Source organism: [Phormidium] sp. LEGE 05292 (assembly GCF_015207735.1).
Lineage (GTDB): Bacteria > Cyanobacteriota > Cyanobacteriia > Cyanobacteriales > Aerosakkonemataceae > Floridanema.
Genome location: NZ_JADEWG010000057.1, coordinates 20,430 through 37,747 on the forward strand (window position 1 = coordinate 20,430; position 17,318 = coordinate 37,747).

At 40.0% G+C, this 17,318-nt stretch carries 15 protein-coding genes and 1 pseudogene; 5 read left to right on the forward strand and 11 right to left on the reverse strand.

What is annotated here, in order from left to right:
* Positions 1 to 73: 73 nt before the first annotated feature.
* Positions 74 to 766 carry a ribosomal protein S18-alanine N-acetyltransferase gene (gene rimI / locus IQ264_RS16890; RefSeq protein ID WP_228061601.1) on the reverse strand — a complete coding sequence of 231 codons (693 nt, stop codon included), beginning with the start codon at positions 764 to 766 and terminating at the stop codon, positions 74 to 76.
* A 74-nt stretch (positions 767 to 840) separates the two neighbouring features.
* Between rimI and lysA the strand changes: the two genes are divergently transcribed.
* The 3 genes from lysA (at position 841) to IQ264_RS16905 (ending at position 4,442) form a co-directional block, all read left to right on the forward strand.
* Entirely contained in the window at positions 841 to 2,223 is a 1,383-nt protein-coding gene (lysA, locus tag IQ264_RS16895; RefSeq protein ID WP_193981964.1) for a diaminopimelate decarboxylase, read from the forward strand.
* 416 nt (positions 2,224 to 2,639) lie between these two features.
* A complete protein-coding gene (gene cdaA, locus IQ264_RS16900; protein ID WP_193981980.1) occupies positions 2,640 to 3,545 on the forward strand; it encodes a diadenylate cyclase CdaA in 906 nt (301 codons plus the stop codon).
* A 147-nt stretch (positions 3,546 to 3,692) separates the two neighbouring features.
* Positions 3,693 to 4,442 (forward strand): isoprenyl transferase, encoded by a 750-nt coding sequence (locus IQ264_RS16905; RefSeq protein WP_193981965.1) that lies wholly within the window; start codon positions 3,693 to 3,695, stop codon positions 4,440 to 4,442.
* A 378-nt stretch (positions 4,443 to 4,820) separates the two neighbouring features.
* Here the strand turns inward: IQ264_RS16905 and IQ264_RS16910 are convergent, their stop codons facing one another.
* The 6 genes and pseudogenes from IQ264_RS16910 to IQ264_RS16930 all read right to left on the reverse strand — a co-directional run bounded on the left by IQ264_RS16910 (position 4,821) and on the right by IQ264_RS16930 (position 9,476).
* Complete coding sequence (locus IQ264_RS16910) at positions 4,821 to 5,093, reverse strand: DUF3143 domain-containing protein (protein ID WP_193981966.1); 273 nt, start codon at positions 5,091 to 5,093, stop codon at positions 4,821 to 4,823.
* Positions 5,094 to 5,147: 54 nt separating this feature from the next.
* The gene (locus IQ264_RS16915) at positions 5,148 to 5,720 is read right to left on the reverse strand and encodes a J domain-containing protein (RefSeq protein WP_193981967.1); all 573 of its coding nucleotides are present in this window, start codon (positions 5,718 to 5,720) and stop codon (positions 5,148 to 5,150) included.
* Positions 5,721 to 5,822: 102 nt separating this feature from the next.
* Entirely contained in the window at positions 5,823 to 6,812 is a 990-nt protein-coding gene (locus IQ264_RS16920; protein WP_228061603.1) for an HNH endonuclease, read from the reverse strand.
* Positions 6,798 to 7,076: pseudogene (locus tag IQ264_RS33020) on the reverse strand (HU family DNA-binding protein); the annotation flags it as partial. The pseudogene IQ264_RS33020 and the gene IQ264_RS16920, both read right to left, overlap by 15 nt.
* A 180-nt stretch (positions 7,077 to 7,256) precedes the next feature.
* Positions 7,257 to 8,615: an O-antigen ligase family protein gene (locus IQ264_RS16925; RefSeq protein WP_193981969.1), complete on the reverse strand. Its 1,359-nt coding sequence runs from the start codon at positions 8,613 to 8,615 to the stop codon at positions 7,257 to 7,259.
* A gap of 18 nt (positions 8,616 to 8,633) precedes the next feature.
* Complete coding sequence (locus IQ264_RS16930) at positions 8,634 to 9,476, reverse strand: YaaW family protein (RefSeq protein ID WP_193981970.1); 843 nt, start codon at positions 9,474 to 9,476, stop codon at positions 8,634 to 8,636.
* A gap of 80 nt (positions 9,477 to 9,556) precedes the next feature.
* Here IQ264_RS16930 and IQ264_RS16935 point away from each other — a divergent pair, with 80 nt between their 5' ends.
* Positions 9,557 to 10,600 (forward strand): NAD(P)/FAD-dependent oxidoreductase, encoded by a 1,044-nt coding sequence (locus IQ264_RS16935; RefSeq protein ID WP_193981971.1) that lies wholly within the window; start codon positions 9,557 to 9,559, stop codon positions 10,598 to 10,600.
* 127 nt (positions 10,601 to 10,727) lie between these two features.
* On the opposite strand, the gene IQ264_RS16940 is transcribed toward IQ264_RS16935, so the two are convergent.
* Positions 10,728 to 11,279 (reverse strand): PEP-CTERM sorting domain-containing protein, encoded by a 552-nt coding sequence (locus IQ264_RS16940; RefSeq protein WP_193981972.1) that lies wholly within the window; start codon positions 11,277 to 11,279, stop codon positions 10,728 to 10,730.
* A gap of 633 nt (positions 11,280 to 11,912) precedes the next feature.
* Here IQ264_RS16940 and IQ264_RS16945 point away from each other — a divergent pair.
* A complete protein-coding gene (locus tag IQ264_RS16945; protein ID WP_193981973.1) occupies positions 11,913 to 12,545 on the forward strand; it encodes a hypothetical protein in 633 nt (210 codons plus the stop codon).
* A gap of 17 nt (positions 12,546 to 12,562) precedes the next feature.
* On the opposite strand, the gene IQ264_RS16950 is transcribed toward IQ264_RS16945, so the two are convergent.
* The 3 genes from IQ264_RS16950 to pap form a co-directional block, all read right to left on the reverse strand.
* Positions 12,563 to 14,311: an ABC transporter ATP-binding protein gene (locus IQ264_RS16950; protein ID WP_193981974.1), complete on the reverse strand. Its 1,749-nt coding sequence runs from the start codon at positions 14,309 to 14,311 to the stop codon at positions 12,563 to 12,565.
* A gap of 91 nt (positions 14,312 to 14,402) precedes the next feature.
* Positions 14,403 to 15,560, reverse strand: coding sequence for a YdcF family protein (locus tag IQ264_RS16955; RefSeq protein WP_193981975.1), 1,158 nt, complete (start codon positions 15,558 to 15,560; stop codon positions 14,403 to 14,405).
* A 144-nt stretch (positions 15,561 to 15,704) separates the two neighbouring features.
* The gene (pap, locus tag IQ264_RS16960) at positions 15,705 to 17,192 is read right to left on the reverse strand and encodes a polyphosphate:AMP phosphotransferase (RefSeq protein ID WP_193981976.1); all 1,488 of its coding nucleotides are present in this window, start codon (positions 17,190 to 17,192) and stop codon (positions 15,705 to 15,707) included.
* Positions 17,193 to 17,318: the final 126 nt, after the last annotated feature.

A 17,318-nucleotide genomic window follows, 5' to 3' on the forward strand; every position in this document is an offset into this window, starting at 1 on the left:
GACGTTCTCCGAGCGCCATTTATTTAGCTAAAACATCTAAACTCTTCCTTTACTAACTCTTAATTTTTTCCTTTTAATTAGCAATTTCTTTAATTTGTAATTCCCAACCACAAGCAGCAAGACGCAAGCCAATTTGCTGTTCCCACTCAGCCAAAGTCTGAGTAAATTCGGGATAGTGTAAGCCATTGAGCCAAAGAATCAAAGCATCTTCACCTGTATCTTGATAGTATCCGCGTCGCCTTCCAGCTACTTTAAAGCCAAACTTTTCGTAAAGAGAGATGGCTGGCTGATTGGACGCTTTTACTTCTAAGGTGGCTCGTTCTAAACCTCGTTGTCTGGCTCTAGACAACAAAACTAGCAGCATCGCCTGACCTAAACCTTGATGTTGGTAGTCGGGACAGACAGCCACAATTGTAATGTGTGCCTCATCTAAAATAGCCCACTGACAGCCCATTGCCAAGAGTCGGGTACTGGGGACTGGGGACCGCCATCGACTGGGGACTGGGGACAAGGGGACAAGGGGACAAGGGGAATCTTTACTTTCTGCTCCCCTGCTCCTCTGCTCCCCTGCTCCTCTGCCCCTCTGCTCCTCTGCCCCTCTGCTCCCCCGATCTGCCAAAATTAACATAACGTCACTATTAGGGCTGTCTAACTCTCTTTGGTAGCCTTCCAGAGTCCAGAGTCCAGCGAAACATTTTTGGTCTAGTTCGACTACTGCTGGTAGTAAGTCTGTGGTTAAAGGTTGAATAGTTAGTATATGTGTCAAGGCGCGATTGTAAACTGGTGAAAGTGAATCACTTAAGCTTGTTATTTTGAATTTTTGAGGATCGCTCTCACACTATGGTATCAACTCACCCAGCCGGGGTTCGCAATTCTGGTTCTCAGTATTTGTCTGATTCCAGGAGTGCTACTGCTTCGCCAAATCAGGAACTTTTACCTTTGACAGCTCAGGTTAATAGTAGTGGCTGTTTGGAAATTGGTGGCTGTGATGTCACTTCTCTGGTGGCGCAGTTCGGTTCGCCACTTTATATTTTGGATGAAGAAACTCTCAGAACTGCTTGTCGCCAGTATCACGATAGTTTTAAGACTTACTATGCTGGGGAATCTCAGGTAGTTTATGCTTCTAAGGCTTGGAATTGTTTGGCGGTTTGTGCGATCGTCCACAGTGAAGGTTTAGCTGTAGAAGTAGTATCTGGAGGCGAACTGTACACTGCTATTCAAGCTGGTATAGCTCCTGAAAAACTCTATTTTCACGGCAATAATAAGTCAGTTCAGGAATTAGATTTGGCGATCGCATCCCAATGTACAATTATCGTCGATAATTGGCTAGAATTGGAAACTTTGGCTAGTTTAGCTAAATTGCCAGTATCAATTATGCTGCGGCTAACTCCGGGGATCGAATGTCATACTCACGAATATATCCGCACTGGTCACTTAGATAGTAAATTTGGCTTCGATCCCCATCAAATAGATCAAGTATTTAGCTTTGTTAGCAAAAATCCTAACCTTAAATGTATAGGACTACACGCTCACATTGGTTCGCAAATTTTTGAACTCCAACCTCATCAAGATTTACCAGGAGTAATGGTAGGCTGGCTGAAAAAAGCAGCTGATTATGGTTTGCCTGTAACTCATTTAAATATTGGTGGTGGTTTAGGTATTCGCTACACGGAAACAGATGATCCTCCAAGTATTGCTGAATGGTCGAAGGTTGTTTGTGAATCTGTAACGGCTGCTTGTCAAGCTCAACAAGTACCTTTGCCAAAATTAATGTGTGAACCTGGACGTTCTTTAATTGGTTCTGCTTGTGTGACAGCTTACACGATCGGGAGTCGGAAAGAAGTCCCCGAAATTCGCACTTATATTTCTGTAGATGGGGGGATGTCGGATAATCCTCGTCCTATTACTTATCAATCAGTTTACCGAGCTGTTGTCGCCAATCGGATGTCTGCGCCTTTAACAGAAACGGTGACTGTTGCTGGTAAACATTGTGAGTCAGGAGATGTCTTGATTAAAGATATTTCTTTGCCACCAACTCAAACGGGAGATATTTTGGTGGTGCCCAGTACAGGTGCTTACAATTACAGCATGGCTTCTAACTATAACCGAGTGCCTCGTCCGGCAGCGGTTTTAGTCAAAGATGGGGAAGCGAATGTAATTATTCGGCGGGAGACTTATCAGGATTTGATAAGATGCGATCGTCTCCCAGAGCGACTAATCTAGAACTGTAAGGCAGCAGGGGAACTCTAGGAGCAGGGGCGGGGGGAGGCGAATTCAAAACTCAAAAGTTAAAATGTGCTCCGCACCGCTACGCTAACTTAATTCCAACCTTTGTTGGAGCCTTCTGCCTTGGAGCCTTCTGCCTACAAAAATATTGAGTTTTGAATAAATGGTTTTTGAACGGCGAAAAGCAATATTTATCTCAGAACATGAAAAAATTTTTTCGATCGATTTCAGTCAAAAAAACAATTAAAATTAAATGAAATTAAATGAACAATCTGAGAATTTGTAAAGCTTTGATACCACTGGTAATAATTGAAATTATGATAAAAATACATTCTTTTTGGCTAAACTCTCGTTCAGCTTAATTGATATGGTTAGGAGCAAGAGCAGTTGTAGAGTTATTTATTCCAGAACTGATGGGAGATGCGCTACGTAAATGGCTGACCGACCCTGGTTGGGTTCTACGTTTAGTTGATGTGGGGTTGGTTCTGGCTCTCACCTACATGGTGCTGGTCATCATTGGTGAGCGACGCACCCTTTGGGTGGTCAGGGGATTTATTATCTTGATGTTGGCTAGTGTGTTAAGCAAAAGCTTAGACCTGTATCTCTTAAGTTTTGTTCTGGATAAATTAGTTGTTGGCTCAGCTGTGGCGATGGCTGTGATCTTCCAGTCGGAGTTTCGCAGGTTTTTAGAACAGCTTGGTCGAGGGGATATTATGCAATTGTTTAATCACCCTGGTCGAGTTACACCTAAGCAGGACAGTGTAACTGACGAAATTGTAGATGCGGTGAAAGAACTCTCGCAAAACCGGATCGGTGCTTTAATCATAATGGAAACGAGTAGTCCAATTGATGAGCAGGATTTTTCGGTGCCAGGAGTGAAACTGAATGCGGAAGTATCAAAGGAACTGTTACAGACGATTTTTCAGACTTCAACTTTATTACATGATGGGGCGGTGTTGATTGCAGGTTCGCGAATTGTGTCTGCGGGAGTGATTTTACCTCTTTCGGAGCGGACGGCATCTCGCCAGTTGGGGACACGCCATCGGGCGGCGATGGGAATTACAGAACGGGTCGAAAATTGCTTGTGTATTGTTGTATCTGAAGAAACGGGGTCAATTTCGTTAGCCGAAAGGGGTGTACTAAATCGACCTTTAACCAGCAGTAAACTAAAGGAACTTCTGGAATTGCGCTTTTCTCCTTCTAGTGATGAGAGGGCTGTGGCTCCTATACGTACTTTAGGTCGGCAAATTGGTTCTGGTGGACAGGCGCTGTTTGGGCGTTTGTTCGGTTCGCGCTCAAATTCACGGGATAAGAAATGACTTGTCAGTGAGGACAAATAGGCGCAAGCTATTTAAAATAACGATGTGATGATTCGGACATTATGCTTCTTAGATGGTAAAGATTAACTGAATTGAAATTGTTCATGCCATTGAAAAACTAACGCATTCAAGATTTTTAAAGTTTATATGACGGCTAAGCAAACTGTTTTGAAATATCTGCCGGATGATTTGGAGCCAGAGAGATTGCCCCGGCACGTAGCGGTGATTATGGATGGCAATGGTCGCTGGGCGAAACAACAAGGTTTACCGCGAATTATGGGGCATAGGCGAGGGGTTGATGCGCTGAAAAATTTGTTGCGCTGTTGTAAGGATTGGGGAATTGGGGCGTTAACTGCTTATGCTTTTTCGACGGAGAATTGGGGGCGGCCTTTAGAGGAAGTTGATTTTTTGATGACTTTGTTTGAACGGGTTTTGCGTCAAGAATTGCGGGAAATGATGGAGGAGAATGTGCAAATTCGTTTTGTGGGTAATTTAAATTCTCTACCTTCGTCGTTGCAAGCTGAGATTGAGCGATCGATGGCTGAAACGAAAGAAAATCAAGGGATTAAGTTTACAGTTGCGACGAATTATGGGGGAAGGGAGGAGATTTTACAGGCTTGTCGGGCGATCGCAAATCAAGTCAAACAAGGTACTTTAAATCCAGAAGAAATTGATGGATCTTTGTTTGAAAGTCATCTTTATACTGCGGGAATTTGCGATCCTGATTTATTAATTCGTACTAGTGGCGAAATGCGTATTAGTAATTTTCTGCTTTGGCAAATGGCTTATGCAGAAATTTATATTACCCAAACTCTTTGGCCTGATTTTGACCGGAAGGAGTTTCATCAAGCTTTGTGTGCTTATCAGCGACGCGATCGACGTTTTGGAAAAGTTTAGCAAACAACTGGTTCGTTGTAAGGACTTTAGTCCTTCTATTTAGCAAAGAAATGACTGAAGTCGCTACAACAAACAACTGGTTCGTTGTAAGGACTTTAGTCCTTCTATTTAGCAAAGAAACGACTGAAGTCGCTACAACAAACAACTGGTTTGTTGTAAGGACTTTAGTCCTTCTATTTGGCAAAGAAACGACTAAAGTCGCTACAACAAACAACTGGTTCGTTGTAAGGACTTTAGTCCTTCTATTTAGCAAAGAAACGACTGAAGTCGCTACAACAAACAACTGGTTTGTTGTGAGGACTTTAGTCCTTCTATCTGGCAAAGAAACGACTAAAGTCGTCACTACAAACCGACTAAAGTCGCTACAACAAACAGATATTAAGGCCCTGAGAAAACTGCTTCTTCAATGTCGCGGCGACTCAGGGAATATTTAAAAGAACGCTGAATATCCTGACCATTTTCCCCTGCGTTGAGATAACGAACTGTTATTTGGTCAATATCTAACCACAATTCTGCTTTCCAGGCGGGTTTTTCTACTCGCCAACAATGCAGTTCTGTTTCATCTTGTTGACATCCTTGCACTTTTAACCATTGTTCAATTTCTGGTAGAGGATGGTTATACAAGGGAGTTTCTGGAGGAGGAATCGTCATAGTTTAATAAGTTAAAGGTGAGGAATCGTTAACCTTTAATTATTTTTACCCTTATTAGCCCAGAGATGGTGCAGAGTGAACCGGGAATGAACTTACTGGAGTGGGAGTTGCTTGTTTGAGTATGGTTTGATTTGCTGTGTCTGTAACTATGGGTTGTAATGCTGTCTCACCACGAGTTAAGGCGACAAAGAAGGCTAAGGCTAAACAGCCAATGAAGGTTAACAGGAGGAGAAATAAGGCAAAAATTTCTCCTCCATCGAGGGGTCTGTCGGTGGGGTCGAGGTAGGCGGAAGAGGTTTTTTGGACTGGTTGGTGTAGGTTTGGCTTTGGCTGAACTACGGCGACGCGAGAGTAGCCTATTTGATAGTCGTAGGTTAGCCTGCGTTCTGGGTTGCTGAGGGTGGCGTAGGCTTCGTTGAGTTGTTGGAATTTGCTGGTGGCGATCGCTTTTGGTAAATTTGTAGTGTCGGGATGGTAGCGTTTGCTTAATTCCCGGTATGCACGCCGAATTTCTACAGGGGATGCGGCAGGATGCAGCCCTAATAAGGCGTAATAACTCGAATTTATGCGATCTTTGGTGGAAACGCTGGTTTCGTTTTGGTTTTCTGTCGCCCTGTTGCTAGTCACCTCTGCTTCCCTCTGACTAGTTGTGAAAGTTTATCGACTATTTTAGTCTAAGAAGGCAGAAGGCAGAGGGCAGAAGGCAGAAGGGAAGAAGATTTACATAAATCAAATGCACCAATTACACTGCTCAAATCGCCATTTTAAAGCTTCTTTTTTAGGCCAATAAAGTTGATCTTTGGGAAGTTGCAGAAGTTTCCCATGAAGTTGTCTGTAGCTGCTTTCACGTAATCTTGGGTCAAGAATGACTTCCAATTTTTCTGGGTCAATGGTGATTAAGTTTAGGTCAAAAAGTGTATGTAAATCTGCTCGAAGTAACAAGCCGTTGGAAGGATGATTATTTTCAGTTGCAATGTAAGGAATGATATGAGCAGCTTCTAAAGCTTCTTGGACATCAAATTCGGTAATGGCGCAGCGATAGTTATATGCTTCGAGTAAAATTTTGCGAAATTCATATTGTCCTTGCCGTCGAGCAATGGATATTATGTTTCTCTCGTTGGCTTCTTCAGAAGTTTTTGGAGTGAAGAATTCTTCAGTATCTAATAGTTTTTGTGCAGCAGCAATTTCTTGATCTTGCTTTAAAGCTAACTGGGCAATTTTAAGATAATCGGAAGCTTTTCTATTATCAGGATCTATCTGAATAGCTTGATTGTAGTTCTCAATTGCTCCCATATAGTCCTGTTTATCAGCTTTTTTTCGACCTTCTTCTACAATTTCATCTGAAATTTTTCTAACCTGGGTTAAAAGATTGTTGTATTTTCCTTCATTTCCATAATGAAGAAACCTTTCTGCTGATTTTTTCAAATCTAAACTTGCATTCAGTTCATCACCCCAGCTAAGGTAAGCTAAACCGCGTTTTTCATAATTAATACTTAAGTGATAACTATCATTAATTGCTTGAGTGTAATCTTGAATTGCTTTTTCGTATTCTCCAAGTTGCAGATAAACATCACCTCGCTGTGAGTATGCAAAAGATAGTTCTTGCAATTCAATAGCTCGACTGTAGTCTTCAACTGCTTCTTGGTAAAGCTTTGCGATTCTTTTTTTGTTGGCAATCCCATAATAGTAAAAAGCATCTATAGGCGGTGGAGCATTCATCTTGTCACGGAAACTTTGTGCAGCAGAAAAGACTGGAACTTTAGTTGCTGCAATTTCAATTTTACTGCCAGTTTGAGGATTGCGAGCCTCACGCGCCATACGTTGACGCGGCTCAAATGAACCGAAATTGTTAACTGTTACTTTATCTCCTTGAGCAACAGCTTTTATGATAGTATCTAATGCAGCTGCTAATATAGCGTCTGCTTGCCTTTTAGTGACGGGATATTTCTCGCAGATAATGTCAATTAATTCAGCTTTATTCATTTTGATATTCTCAATTTTTTAGTTAATGTATCTAAAAATACAAGTGTAGTTATCATTGGATAAATAATACTTTCAATTGATATTTTAGTATTTAATCAATAAAAATAAATCCGAAAAACAACGTAAGCGTTTGTACTGAATTTAAAATTATACAACCCGTCTGCTATATAGACAAATATACTAAGATTTAGCTGCGATCGCTCTTCGACTACAAACAACTCCCCAAATTCCAGCTAACAACAACCAACCCAAAGCATTAACTCGCAAATCAAACATTGTCACATCAGCTGTATTAAACAAAATACAACCGAAAAATGCTACTAAATGACTGAAAAATATAAATTTATCTGCTGAACTATCTGACCAATCTCTGATTAACAAAAACCCTTTAACAATTATCCAACCGACTAAACCACAGAGGAAAATTGTGGCGGGAATGCCGATTTCTGCGGTTAACATTAAAAATAAGTTATGGGGATGTCCTAACCAAATTGGCATTTGGTAGCTGGAATACTTGGTAATATAAAGAGGTGAAAAGTTGCGTAATCCCCAACCTGTTAGGGGGCGTTGTTGAGTGAGTGACCAAGCAAAATTCCATTGGGTTGAACGTAACATGGGAATTGGTCGATCGCGAAACATTTCATCAGACAGTCGCCCCCAAATGAAATAAGGAACAATTTTTCTAAAATGTTCTCGAATTGGTGAGGGTGCAAAGGCTGATAATAGGACGATTCCTGAAATTCCGCCAACTATAAATATTAGCCAACGCCAACCTAAATATACAGCAAAGGTTAAGGCAGAAAAAACTGCGATCGCCCAACCATTGCGTGAATTTGTTAATAGTAAAGCTAGGGAATTTCCTAATAATGCTACTATTAGGAATTGGGACTGGGGATTGGTGATGACAGGCAAGATGCCTGTCCTACGGGAATGGGGATGGGTTTTTTGTTGAAGATTTTCGATTAATAGACCTAAGTTTAAAATAAAAACTATTGTTAGATAGGCGGCGAGAATGTTGGCGTACATAAAGTTAGCGGACATTCTGCCTGGGGGGTTTCCGGTGGGTGCGATCGCTAAACCCAAAAAACTTTGCAATGCCCCATCTGTTCCCCAACCTAATAATAATTGAATTAAACCAAAAATTACTATTGGGACAGAACTAACTACTAAAATCCAACTAATCCGTCTTAGTTGGGCGGGAGTTTGAATTAACCCACTAATGCCAGTAAAAAAGATGAATTGGGGAATTAAATTGCCTAAACCTAAATAAGCTTCTGTTGGGTAATAGCCAAAACTCGATACTATAACTAACAAAACTGTGAGAATTGCAAAACCCCAAGTTAAAGGTTGGCTAATAATTTGGCGATATTTTTTCCACCAAGTTGCTAAAGCTGATAAAGACAGTAACACCACGCCCACTGCTGGAATTACTGGAAAAGTAAGTAAACCCAGCTGAAACATATTACCCAAAAATTGCCATTTGCGATCGGGATGAAAGTGAGAGGTTTTAATTTTCCAATTTAAAAATTTTTCCTTCATCTTTCATCCTTCATTTGGTTAAGCTAATTCCCAACATTCTCCACGAGTTAAACGAATTTGGGCTAAGGCAAAAATGGTGGGAATAATTCGCGCATAATTGGTAGCAATTGCCCGCCAACCAACATCTGCAACAAACCAAGCCCACATTGCGGGGCCTAAGAATGAAAATATACCACGTACTGCTGAATAACGAGCAGCTGTCATTGCCATTCCTTTTTCCGCTGCTTGCAAAGCCATATAACCTTGGAATTTTGTGGCTACTGCTACGCCGCCTTGAACAATAGCTTCTTTCGCCATTTGATAAGTAGCAAAATGAATCGCAAACTGACGGGCAATTTGTTGCAAAAGCATTGGTTGAAGAATGGAATTTACCGCTAAAGCACTACCACCTTTAACCAGCCAGCCAAAAGGATCTTTTTGTACTGAAAGGGGTAATGGTTCAGAGAGTTTAGATTCAGATAATCCAATTTGGACTCTCTTTGTAATCTCGTTTTGATCGCCAGTAGGTAATTCTTTCCAAGCCCGTTTTAGCAGATTGAGAAAAATTTCTGCTTCTATGTCTGTGGTAGAAAGTTTATGGGAATAACGGATTTTGAGATAGCGACAAACTTGAATTAAAGCTTGGCGGTAGGTTACTTGCTGGGTACGTCCCCGCAATACTGTTATGCCATCTGCTGCTAAAAAGCGAAATCTATTTTCGATCATTTCCAGCCAAGCTTCACGGTCTTGGCTTTGTACTTCTATTGGGTCAGGCGTGTGAATATAATCTATAGGATTAAATCTGCGGCAGAACAGAATTGCGGTAAGTTGTTGCAATTCTTCTTCTGTTGCTAATTCCAGCGCCGATCTCAACTCATCCAAAATCGAACCCTCCCAGACTAGAGATTCGTTGCTGTACCTTATTCTACTTCTATCCTTTTGAATGCGGAGTTCACTAAGTCATGTTTGATGTGGCAATTATTGGTGCTGGTGTGGCTGGCTTGACTGTGGCGCAACAATTGCGTCAGGCTGGCTATGGGGTGGTAGTGGTGGAAAAGTCGCGTGGTGTGGGGGGAAGGGTGGCGACACGCCGTTTACATAATATTTGTGCCGATCACGGTTTGCGCTATTTGGAAGGGAAAGGTGAATTGTTGCAGCGTTTGGTAAAGATTTTATGCGATCGCCAAATCCTCAAACTATGGACGGATACAATTTACCAATTTTCACCTGACTCTCAACTTTCAACTACTTGTTACGTTGCGCCAGAAGGAATGAGTGCGGTTGCTAAGTTTTTGGCTAAGGGTTTGGAAATTTGGTTAAATCATCGGGTTGAGTCAATTATTTTAAATAATCAGGATAGTTGGCAATTAAATTTTGCTGCTATTAATGATGAGTTGCCGAAAAGTTTAACGGCGAAAGCGGTGGTGATGGCAATTCCTGCACCCCAAGCTTTGGTTTTATTAGAACCTTTGGTTTCTGAAGAGGTTTTAGCTAGGTTCCGGGCGATCGAATTCGATCCTTGTATTACTGTTATGGCAGGTTATTCAAATTCCCTTCAAGTCGATCGACCTGAGAAAGCAATTCTTTTTTCCCAAAATGATGATTTAGCTTGGATAGGTTTAGATAGTAGTAAACGTTTCAATCCAGAAGCATCTGTTTTTGTCATTCAAAGTAGCGCCAAATTTGCTCAACTTTATTTAGATACGGAAGATTTACAACCCGCAGCTAGAGAATTATTAGCGAGTGCAGCTAAACATTTTATTCCTTGGTTAGATACTCCTACATTCTTTCAAGTTCATCGCTGGCGTTATGCTTTTCCTATTCGTCCTTTGTCGGAAATGTTTTTAGATGTTCAAACAAGCTTACCTTTAATTTGTTGTGGTGATTGGTGTGGTGGAAATTTGGTAGAAAGTGCTTTGCAATCTGGCTTATCTACAGCCCAAAGAATCAATTCTCAATTGCAAAATCTCTCTTTGCCAGGAGATAACTTTTTTGATTCTCTTTAAATCCGGGTTAATTACCTCTTTTTTAAACTCCAAAGACGCGGTAGCACAATTATTCGCAATAGCGAATTAGAACACCAATAAAAGACGAAGAAGACAAAGGGGGTAGATAACCCGGATTTGCTATTAACTAATTAACACTTTGTTGTTTACGACGACCGAAATAAGCACCTGCTGCACCCACTAGTGCTAGACCAACTATTGTGTTTGGTTCGGGAACAGCCTTAGAACCTTCAAATGTAACGGCAGCATTCACTGGAATGTTACCAAAAAAGGTGGCGCTGAAAAGAGCCGTTGCACCAGCACTAAATGAACCATCACTTAAGGTAAGAACTTTGCCATCGCTTGAAACTTCTGCCTTTTTGAAAAAATCAAACGTAGACAGCGATGACCAAACCGCATCTTGGCCTGGAAGAATAGTGTAGATGAATTTGGTAAAGTTATAAGCTGTGTCATTTGTAGCAAATACTGAACTTGTGCCTGGATTATATGTAAGATTTAGCACGTCTCCTGGTTTGCACAGTCCCCCAGTAGCACACTCTCCAATCACAGTACTTCCGGCAGGGGGAATTGCTAGGTTTGCATTTTGTAAAATCATGGATGCCGCGTTACTCTGTTTACTCGTAAAGAGCAGCATTACCACAGTTGTCCCAGCTAACAGCCCATATCGTATGAAATTCATACTTAATCTCCTGATATTTCTAAAAAATGAATTAAATCGAAAAACAGCTAGCTGATATTTCTGTTCGCATCCATTTGAATCTCATCAAAAAAATGTCATACCCCGATCGGCCTCGTCAATCAGTTTGAGAGAGTCTTCATCAAAAAAATAAAATATTGTCAATAATTTCAGATATTCTTCATGAAAAAAATACATTTGAAAATAGAGAGAAATACTGCCGAGAAGCGAGACAACTCAGTAAAAACACTAATGCTCTGAGGCTTTATTTCAGGAATTTTGCCTCCAGTTATAGCCAAATTCTTTATTAAACTTACTTACAGTTAGCTAACCTGAGTAAGTTATTTGGAAAGTGTCAGGAGTCCATTTTTTCGAGGCTATTTAATTGTTTGTGTCAAAAATCATCCAAAAGAAAGAGCGATCGATCGGTAGTTTAAGTTTAGATTAAAAAAAACTAAATTACACTTAACTTTCGTAGGAATAGTGCTAACACACCTGCGGATAGTTTTATGCCCTTAATTTCTTAAGGTGGTAAATATTGTGGGACTAAAAAATTTTAACTTTTTCAGGAAATTCAACTTCAACAATCAGTCTATTAGACTATTTTACTTATTTTTAGTGACCGATCTTGCTTTTATGTTACTTCATTTGATTTATTCCTACACAAATTTAACAAAAAATAATGCTTTTTCCTTGGAAATGGATCGGGGATTTTCGGAAATATTTCAGTATATCAAAGAGTATTGGATTGCTATGTTATTGGGCATTTTAGCCGTAAAAACTGGGTTATTTTTATATGGAACTTGGTCATTATTATTCTTTTATCTTTTGCTTGATGATGCAGTTGAAATTCATGAGAGATTAGGTCATATCATCACTAATCAATTTGCTATTCCTGGGTTGTTCAATTTGCGGGGACAAGATTTCGGAGAACTTGTGGTAATTGGTATAGTGGTTCTAGTTTTCTTAGGATTAATTACTGTTACTTATCAATTTAGCGATCGCACTTCTCGGAGAATATCAAAACATTTAATTATGATGATGTTTGCTCTTGCTTTCTGCGGAATCATACTAGATTTAGTTCACACAATAGCTACTTCTCCTGTGTTAAATCCTATATTAATCCTATTAGAAGATGGCGGTGAACTGGTGATTATGAGTTTCATTGCTTGTTATGTATTTTCACTGTTTGAGGTTTTACAATCAGAAGCAAATAAATGCAAAAGTGTGGCTCAAAAATACCCATTGGAAGTTTTGGAAAGAAAATGATAGCTATCGGCAAGAAATTACTTGAGTAATTCTTCTAATTTTTGCTGATTCCAAAGTGATTGATATAATCCTGGTTGTTCTACTAATTCGGTGTGAGTTCCTACTTGGACAATTTCTCCTTTATCCATGACAAAAATTCGATCGCAACTCGCCGCCGCAGACATTTGATGAGAGATAAAAATTACGGTTTTACGTTCAGTTCCTAAAGATAAATTTTCCAAAATTGCTGTTGCTGTTTGGTTATCTACGCTTGCTAAAGCATCATCTAATATTAGCACTGGTGCATTCACTAATAATGCTCTGGCTAATGCGGAACGCTGTCTTTGTCCCCCGGAAAGTGTAATTCCTCTTTCGCCAACTATGGTTTCATAATTGTGAGGGAAAGTAGTAATTTCTTCGTGAATTTGTGCTTGTTTGGCTGCTGTTTCTACATAAGGCTGTTCAACTACTGGCTCGCCATAACGAATGTTATTTTTAATGGTGGTACTGAAGAGAAAACTTTCTTGAGGAACGTAAGCGATCGCATTTCGTAAGTCTTGCAACCGCAAATAAGTAATATCATACCCATCCAAAAATAGACATCCTTTAGGAATATCTAATAAGCGGGGAATCGCATTGGCTAAGGTTGATTTACCGGAACCTATTGGCCCAACAATAGCTACAGTTTCTCCTGGTTCAATGGTAAAATTGATATTACTTAAAGCGGGGATTTCCACACCAGGATAAGTGTAGTTAAGATTTTTAGCGACTAATTTTCCCCTAACTTTTTCGCGTGGTAATGGTACAGAACTTACTTGATCTTTGACTTTTGCTTCTACTGTTAGAATTGCTTCTATGCGATCGATACTTACTTCTCCTCTTTGATAAGCTATAATCGTAAAACCTAGCAATGTTGTGGGAAAAACTAAGCGTTCCACATAGAGAATTAACGCGACAAAATCTCCCACAGTAATTGTACCAGATGCGATCGCGCTTACTCCCACCCACAGTAACACCAACAAACTGATATAAGACATTCCCTCAACTAAAGGAAATAAAGTAGTTCTCGTTCTAGCTAGTTTTAAATTTGCTGATAATAACTCATTATTTAACTCAGTAAAAGCGCGTTTTTCATTCGCTTCTTGGGCATAAATTTTAATTAAAGAAATGCCACTCATATCTTCCTGAATTAACTCACTCAGGTTAGATAATTTTTCTTGGACTACCAATTGTTCATTACGCAATTTATCACTAAATAATTGTACCATTAGTAACATGAAAGGATAAATTGCGATCGCTGCTAAACTGATCGATGGGCTAATGGTTAACATCACTGGCAAAGTTAATCCATAAGCAAAAAAAGTATTTGCCAAACTCAGCACAGCAAAACCCAATAACCGCCTAATATTATCTACATCACTAGTCGCACGGTTAATAATATCCCCTGCTGTATTCTTGTGAAAATATGATGGTTCTAAAGTTAGTAAATGTTGAAAAATCTTTTGCTTTAAGTCAAACTCTACCTGTCTTCCAATCCCAAAAATTAACATTCGGGATACTACACGAATCACCCACATGATAGATGCTAAAACAAAAAGTAGCACCACATATCGCAGAACTTGATTAAAGCTAAAAGTAACATTAAGTTCATCAATAATTTTCCGAATTAGCAAGGGAATATATACCCCTAAGCTGTTGACAAAAAACAATGCTATGATGCCTAAGCCGAGTTTTCTCCAGTAGGGACGGAGATAAGTACCAAGTTTTCTTAATCGAGAATTAGCCATATTTATATGTTATATCCATAATTGTTTGTTGTAGCGACATTATTCGTATATTCCTAAACAAAAAGACTAAAGTCCTTATAACGAACTACTTTTAACATCTTATATTCTGAGGTTGCGGAATAGGATCTACACCAGTAGATAACCAACCGCGTAAAAAGTAATAAACTGATGACCAAAATTCATTAATCACGCGAGTACTCAACAATAAAGAATCTACATTAGGCATAAAATCAGAGAATTGTACTTCCCGCGCATTGCGGAAAGTAATACTAATCGTATCGCATCTATCTTTTTGGGTAGTCATAAAAATAACTCTAGGAACTCCCCCAGCTTGAAATGTATAAAAAGTAGCTGGACTGGGAATAGTGGAAATTCCTAATTGGGCAAAACTTTGTCTAGCGCGTTGCATATTTAAAGCCGAAGCTACGAGAATAACTCGTTTACTAATAATGCCTTCATCTACATATTTTCGTCTAATTGCTTCGGCACTAGTGCGAATATCCACACCTGTTGGTTCAATTATAATAGCTGATTCGGGAATACCTAAATTTTTGAGGATTCTAGCAATAGAAAAAGCTTCGGGAGGGTTAGGTTGATTCGGATTTAATCTTTGTCCTGGTCTAGGGCCAGCACTAACAATTATAAAAGCATCGTTGCCTAATCTTGATTGTTGTTCGTATTCTCTAGCTGCTTGCAAAATGCGATCGCCTGCGTCAGTCAAGTGAATTTGATTTGCTTCCAAAAAAGGTTGTTGAGTTGTTGCCTGTCCTAACAATACAATAGCGTCAACTTTATCCTTGCGATGAGCCGCTGCTTGTAAAGCCAAAATCGAATCAGATTCAATTAATTGCACCATTAAAAAAGCAATAATCGGAATACTAAAAAACAACAAAAGTGCTGTAGCAATTCTTATATAGAGCTTGGCATCGTTGGTGATTCCTCCCTTGGCAATACCCATCAATGCAAATAACAACAATAAAATAGATAATCCCAGTGGTTTTAGAGGTAAAGATATAATGCTCCAAACCTGGACTACTGCGCCATTATTCGGGGTTAATAATGCTAAGATTACTGCCAGGAAAACAATTAACGCCCCCAACCAAGCTAAATAATCTCTTGGTCTATATTTCCCCTCCCCAAGACCACCAGCGCCAGGATCGCCGTCTTTACGAGGTCGAAAAACTACCCGCCAAACTAACCAAACTATTAACGTTAAAAATATTAATTGAGTTAATGTGAGAAACAACATAAAAACACTACCTCACGAATTTAGTTATTAGTCATTGGTCATTTGTCATTCATAATTTGTAGGAATTCAGCAAAAAATGGGTTTTTCAACTCAGTAGCAACTCTCGTTAATAAATAATCAAGAAAGACAAATGACCAATAACAATTATCTACGCTTTAGTTCCCGGACGATCGCACCACTAACAGTTTGAATTACTTTAACACGGGCAAAGTACTTGTCATTAGCTGGAATCAAAGTCCAAGGAGCAGTAGGAGTACTAGTACGTTGAATAGCTTGATTTACTGCTACCTCATATAACGGCCATTTTTCTCGATTACGCCAATCTTCCTCAGTCAGTTTATATTCCTTAAATGGGTCGTTTTGCCGTTCCTCAAACCGTTTCATTTGTTCTTCTTGGCTAATATGTAGCCAAAACTTCACCAAAACATAGCCATCGCTGGTTAACTGGGCTTCAAACTCGTTGATTTCCTGATAAGCGCGTCGCCACTCATTTTCCTTAGCAAAACCTTCTACTCGTTCTACTAATACTCGACCGTACCAACTCCGGTCAAAAATGCCGATCGTTCCTGCCATTGGTAAGCGTCGCCAAAAACGCCACAAATAATGATGCGCTTTTTCTTCGTCAGTAGGTGCAGCAAAAGCATTAACCTTGTAACTGCGAGGGTCGAGAATATCTGTAAGTCGCTTAATTGCGCCGCCTTTTCCAGCCGCATCCCAACCTTCAAAAATGATTAAAACGGGGATTTGATGTTCGTAAATGCTTAATTGTGACTTTCTAAGTTTTACCTGTTCCCGGCTGAGTTGGATTTTGTATTGTGACTTAGACAAACTTTGAGTTAAATCTACCTGTGCCAATAAATTTGGTTCGGCGGGACTCAGGCGTTCTTGGGGAGGAAGAGAAGGCTGCGGAATTTGGCAATGTAGGCGATCGAGTGCTTCGGTCATTGTCGCCACAAGTTGCGTCAAAACTTTCACCCTTGCCCAGCGTTGACAGTCACCTTCAACCAATGTCCAAGGAGCCGATCCAGTGCTAGTATGAATCAACATTTCCTCAGCTAGAGCAACATATTGCTCGTAATTTTTCTCTTGTTGCCAATCTTCAGGACGAACTCGCCAAGAATCTAAAGAGTTGGAAGCGTATTTTTTCAACCGTTTTTTCAATTCTTTTTGGCTCAGATGAATCCAAAATTTAGCGATCGCCGCCCCATCATCGACCAACTGACGTTCAAAAGCATTAATATTCTGCATCACCATCGGCACTTGCGCTGTTTCCACCCGCTCAAACAACCGATCTTCGAGTACGTGAATATACCAGCTATGATAAAAAATCCCAATACTGCCACGCGCTGGTAATTGTTTCCAAAATCTCCACAAAAAAGGATACTTTTGTTCTTCCGGACTCGGAGGCCAAATTGGATTGACTGTAAAACCTCTAGGGTCCATGTAGCCAACCATTTTCTTCACTAAACTGCCTTTGCCTGCCGCTGCCCAACCTTCTAAAACTACCACCATCGGTTGTTTTTTATCCCAACAGGCTTTTTGGAGCGATCGCAACTGCCGCATTAAAGCTTCAATCTGAGTGCGATAAGTATTTTTATCTAAAGCCAGATCCAGATCGAGAGTATCCAACATAACTTAACCAAAAGAAGAATCTACTAAACACCAACGCTGTCTATCCACAGCCAAGAAATCAAAATATCTCTTCCCCAAATTAACAAAAGTGACTAAAAGTACCTACGGAGTGGAGGAGATGGGGAG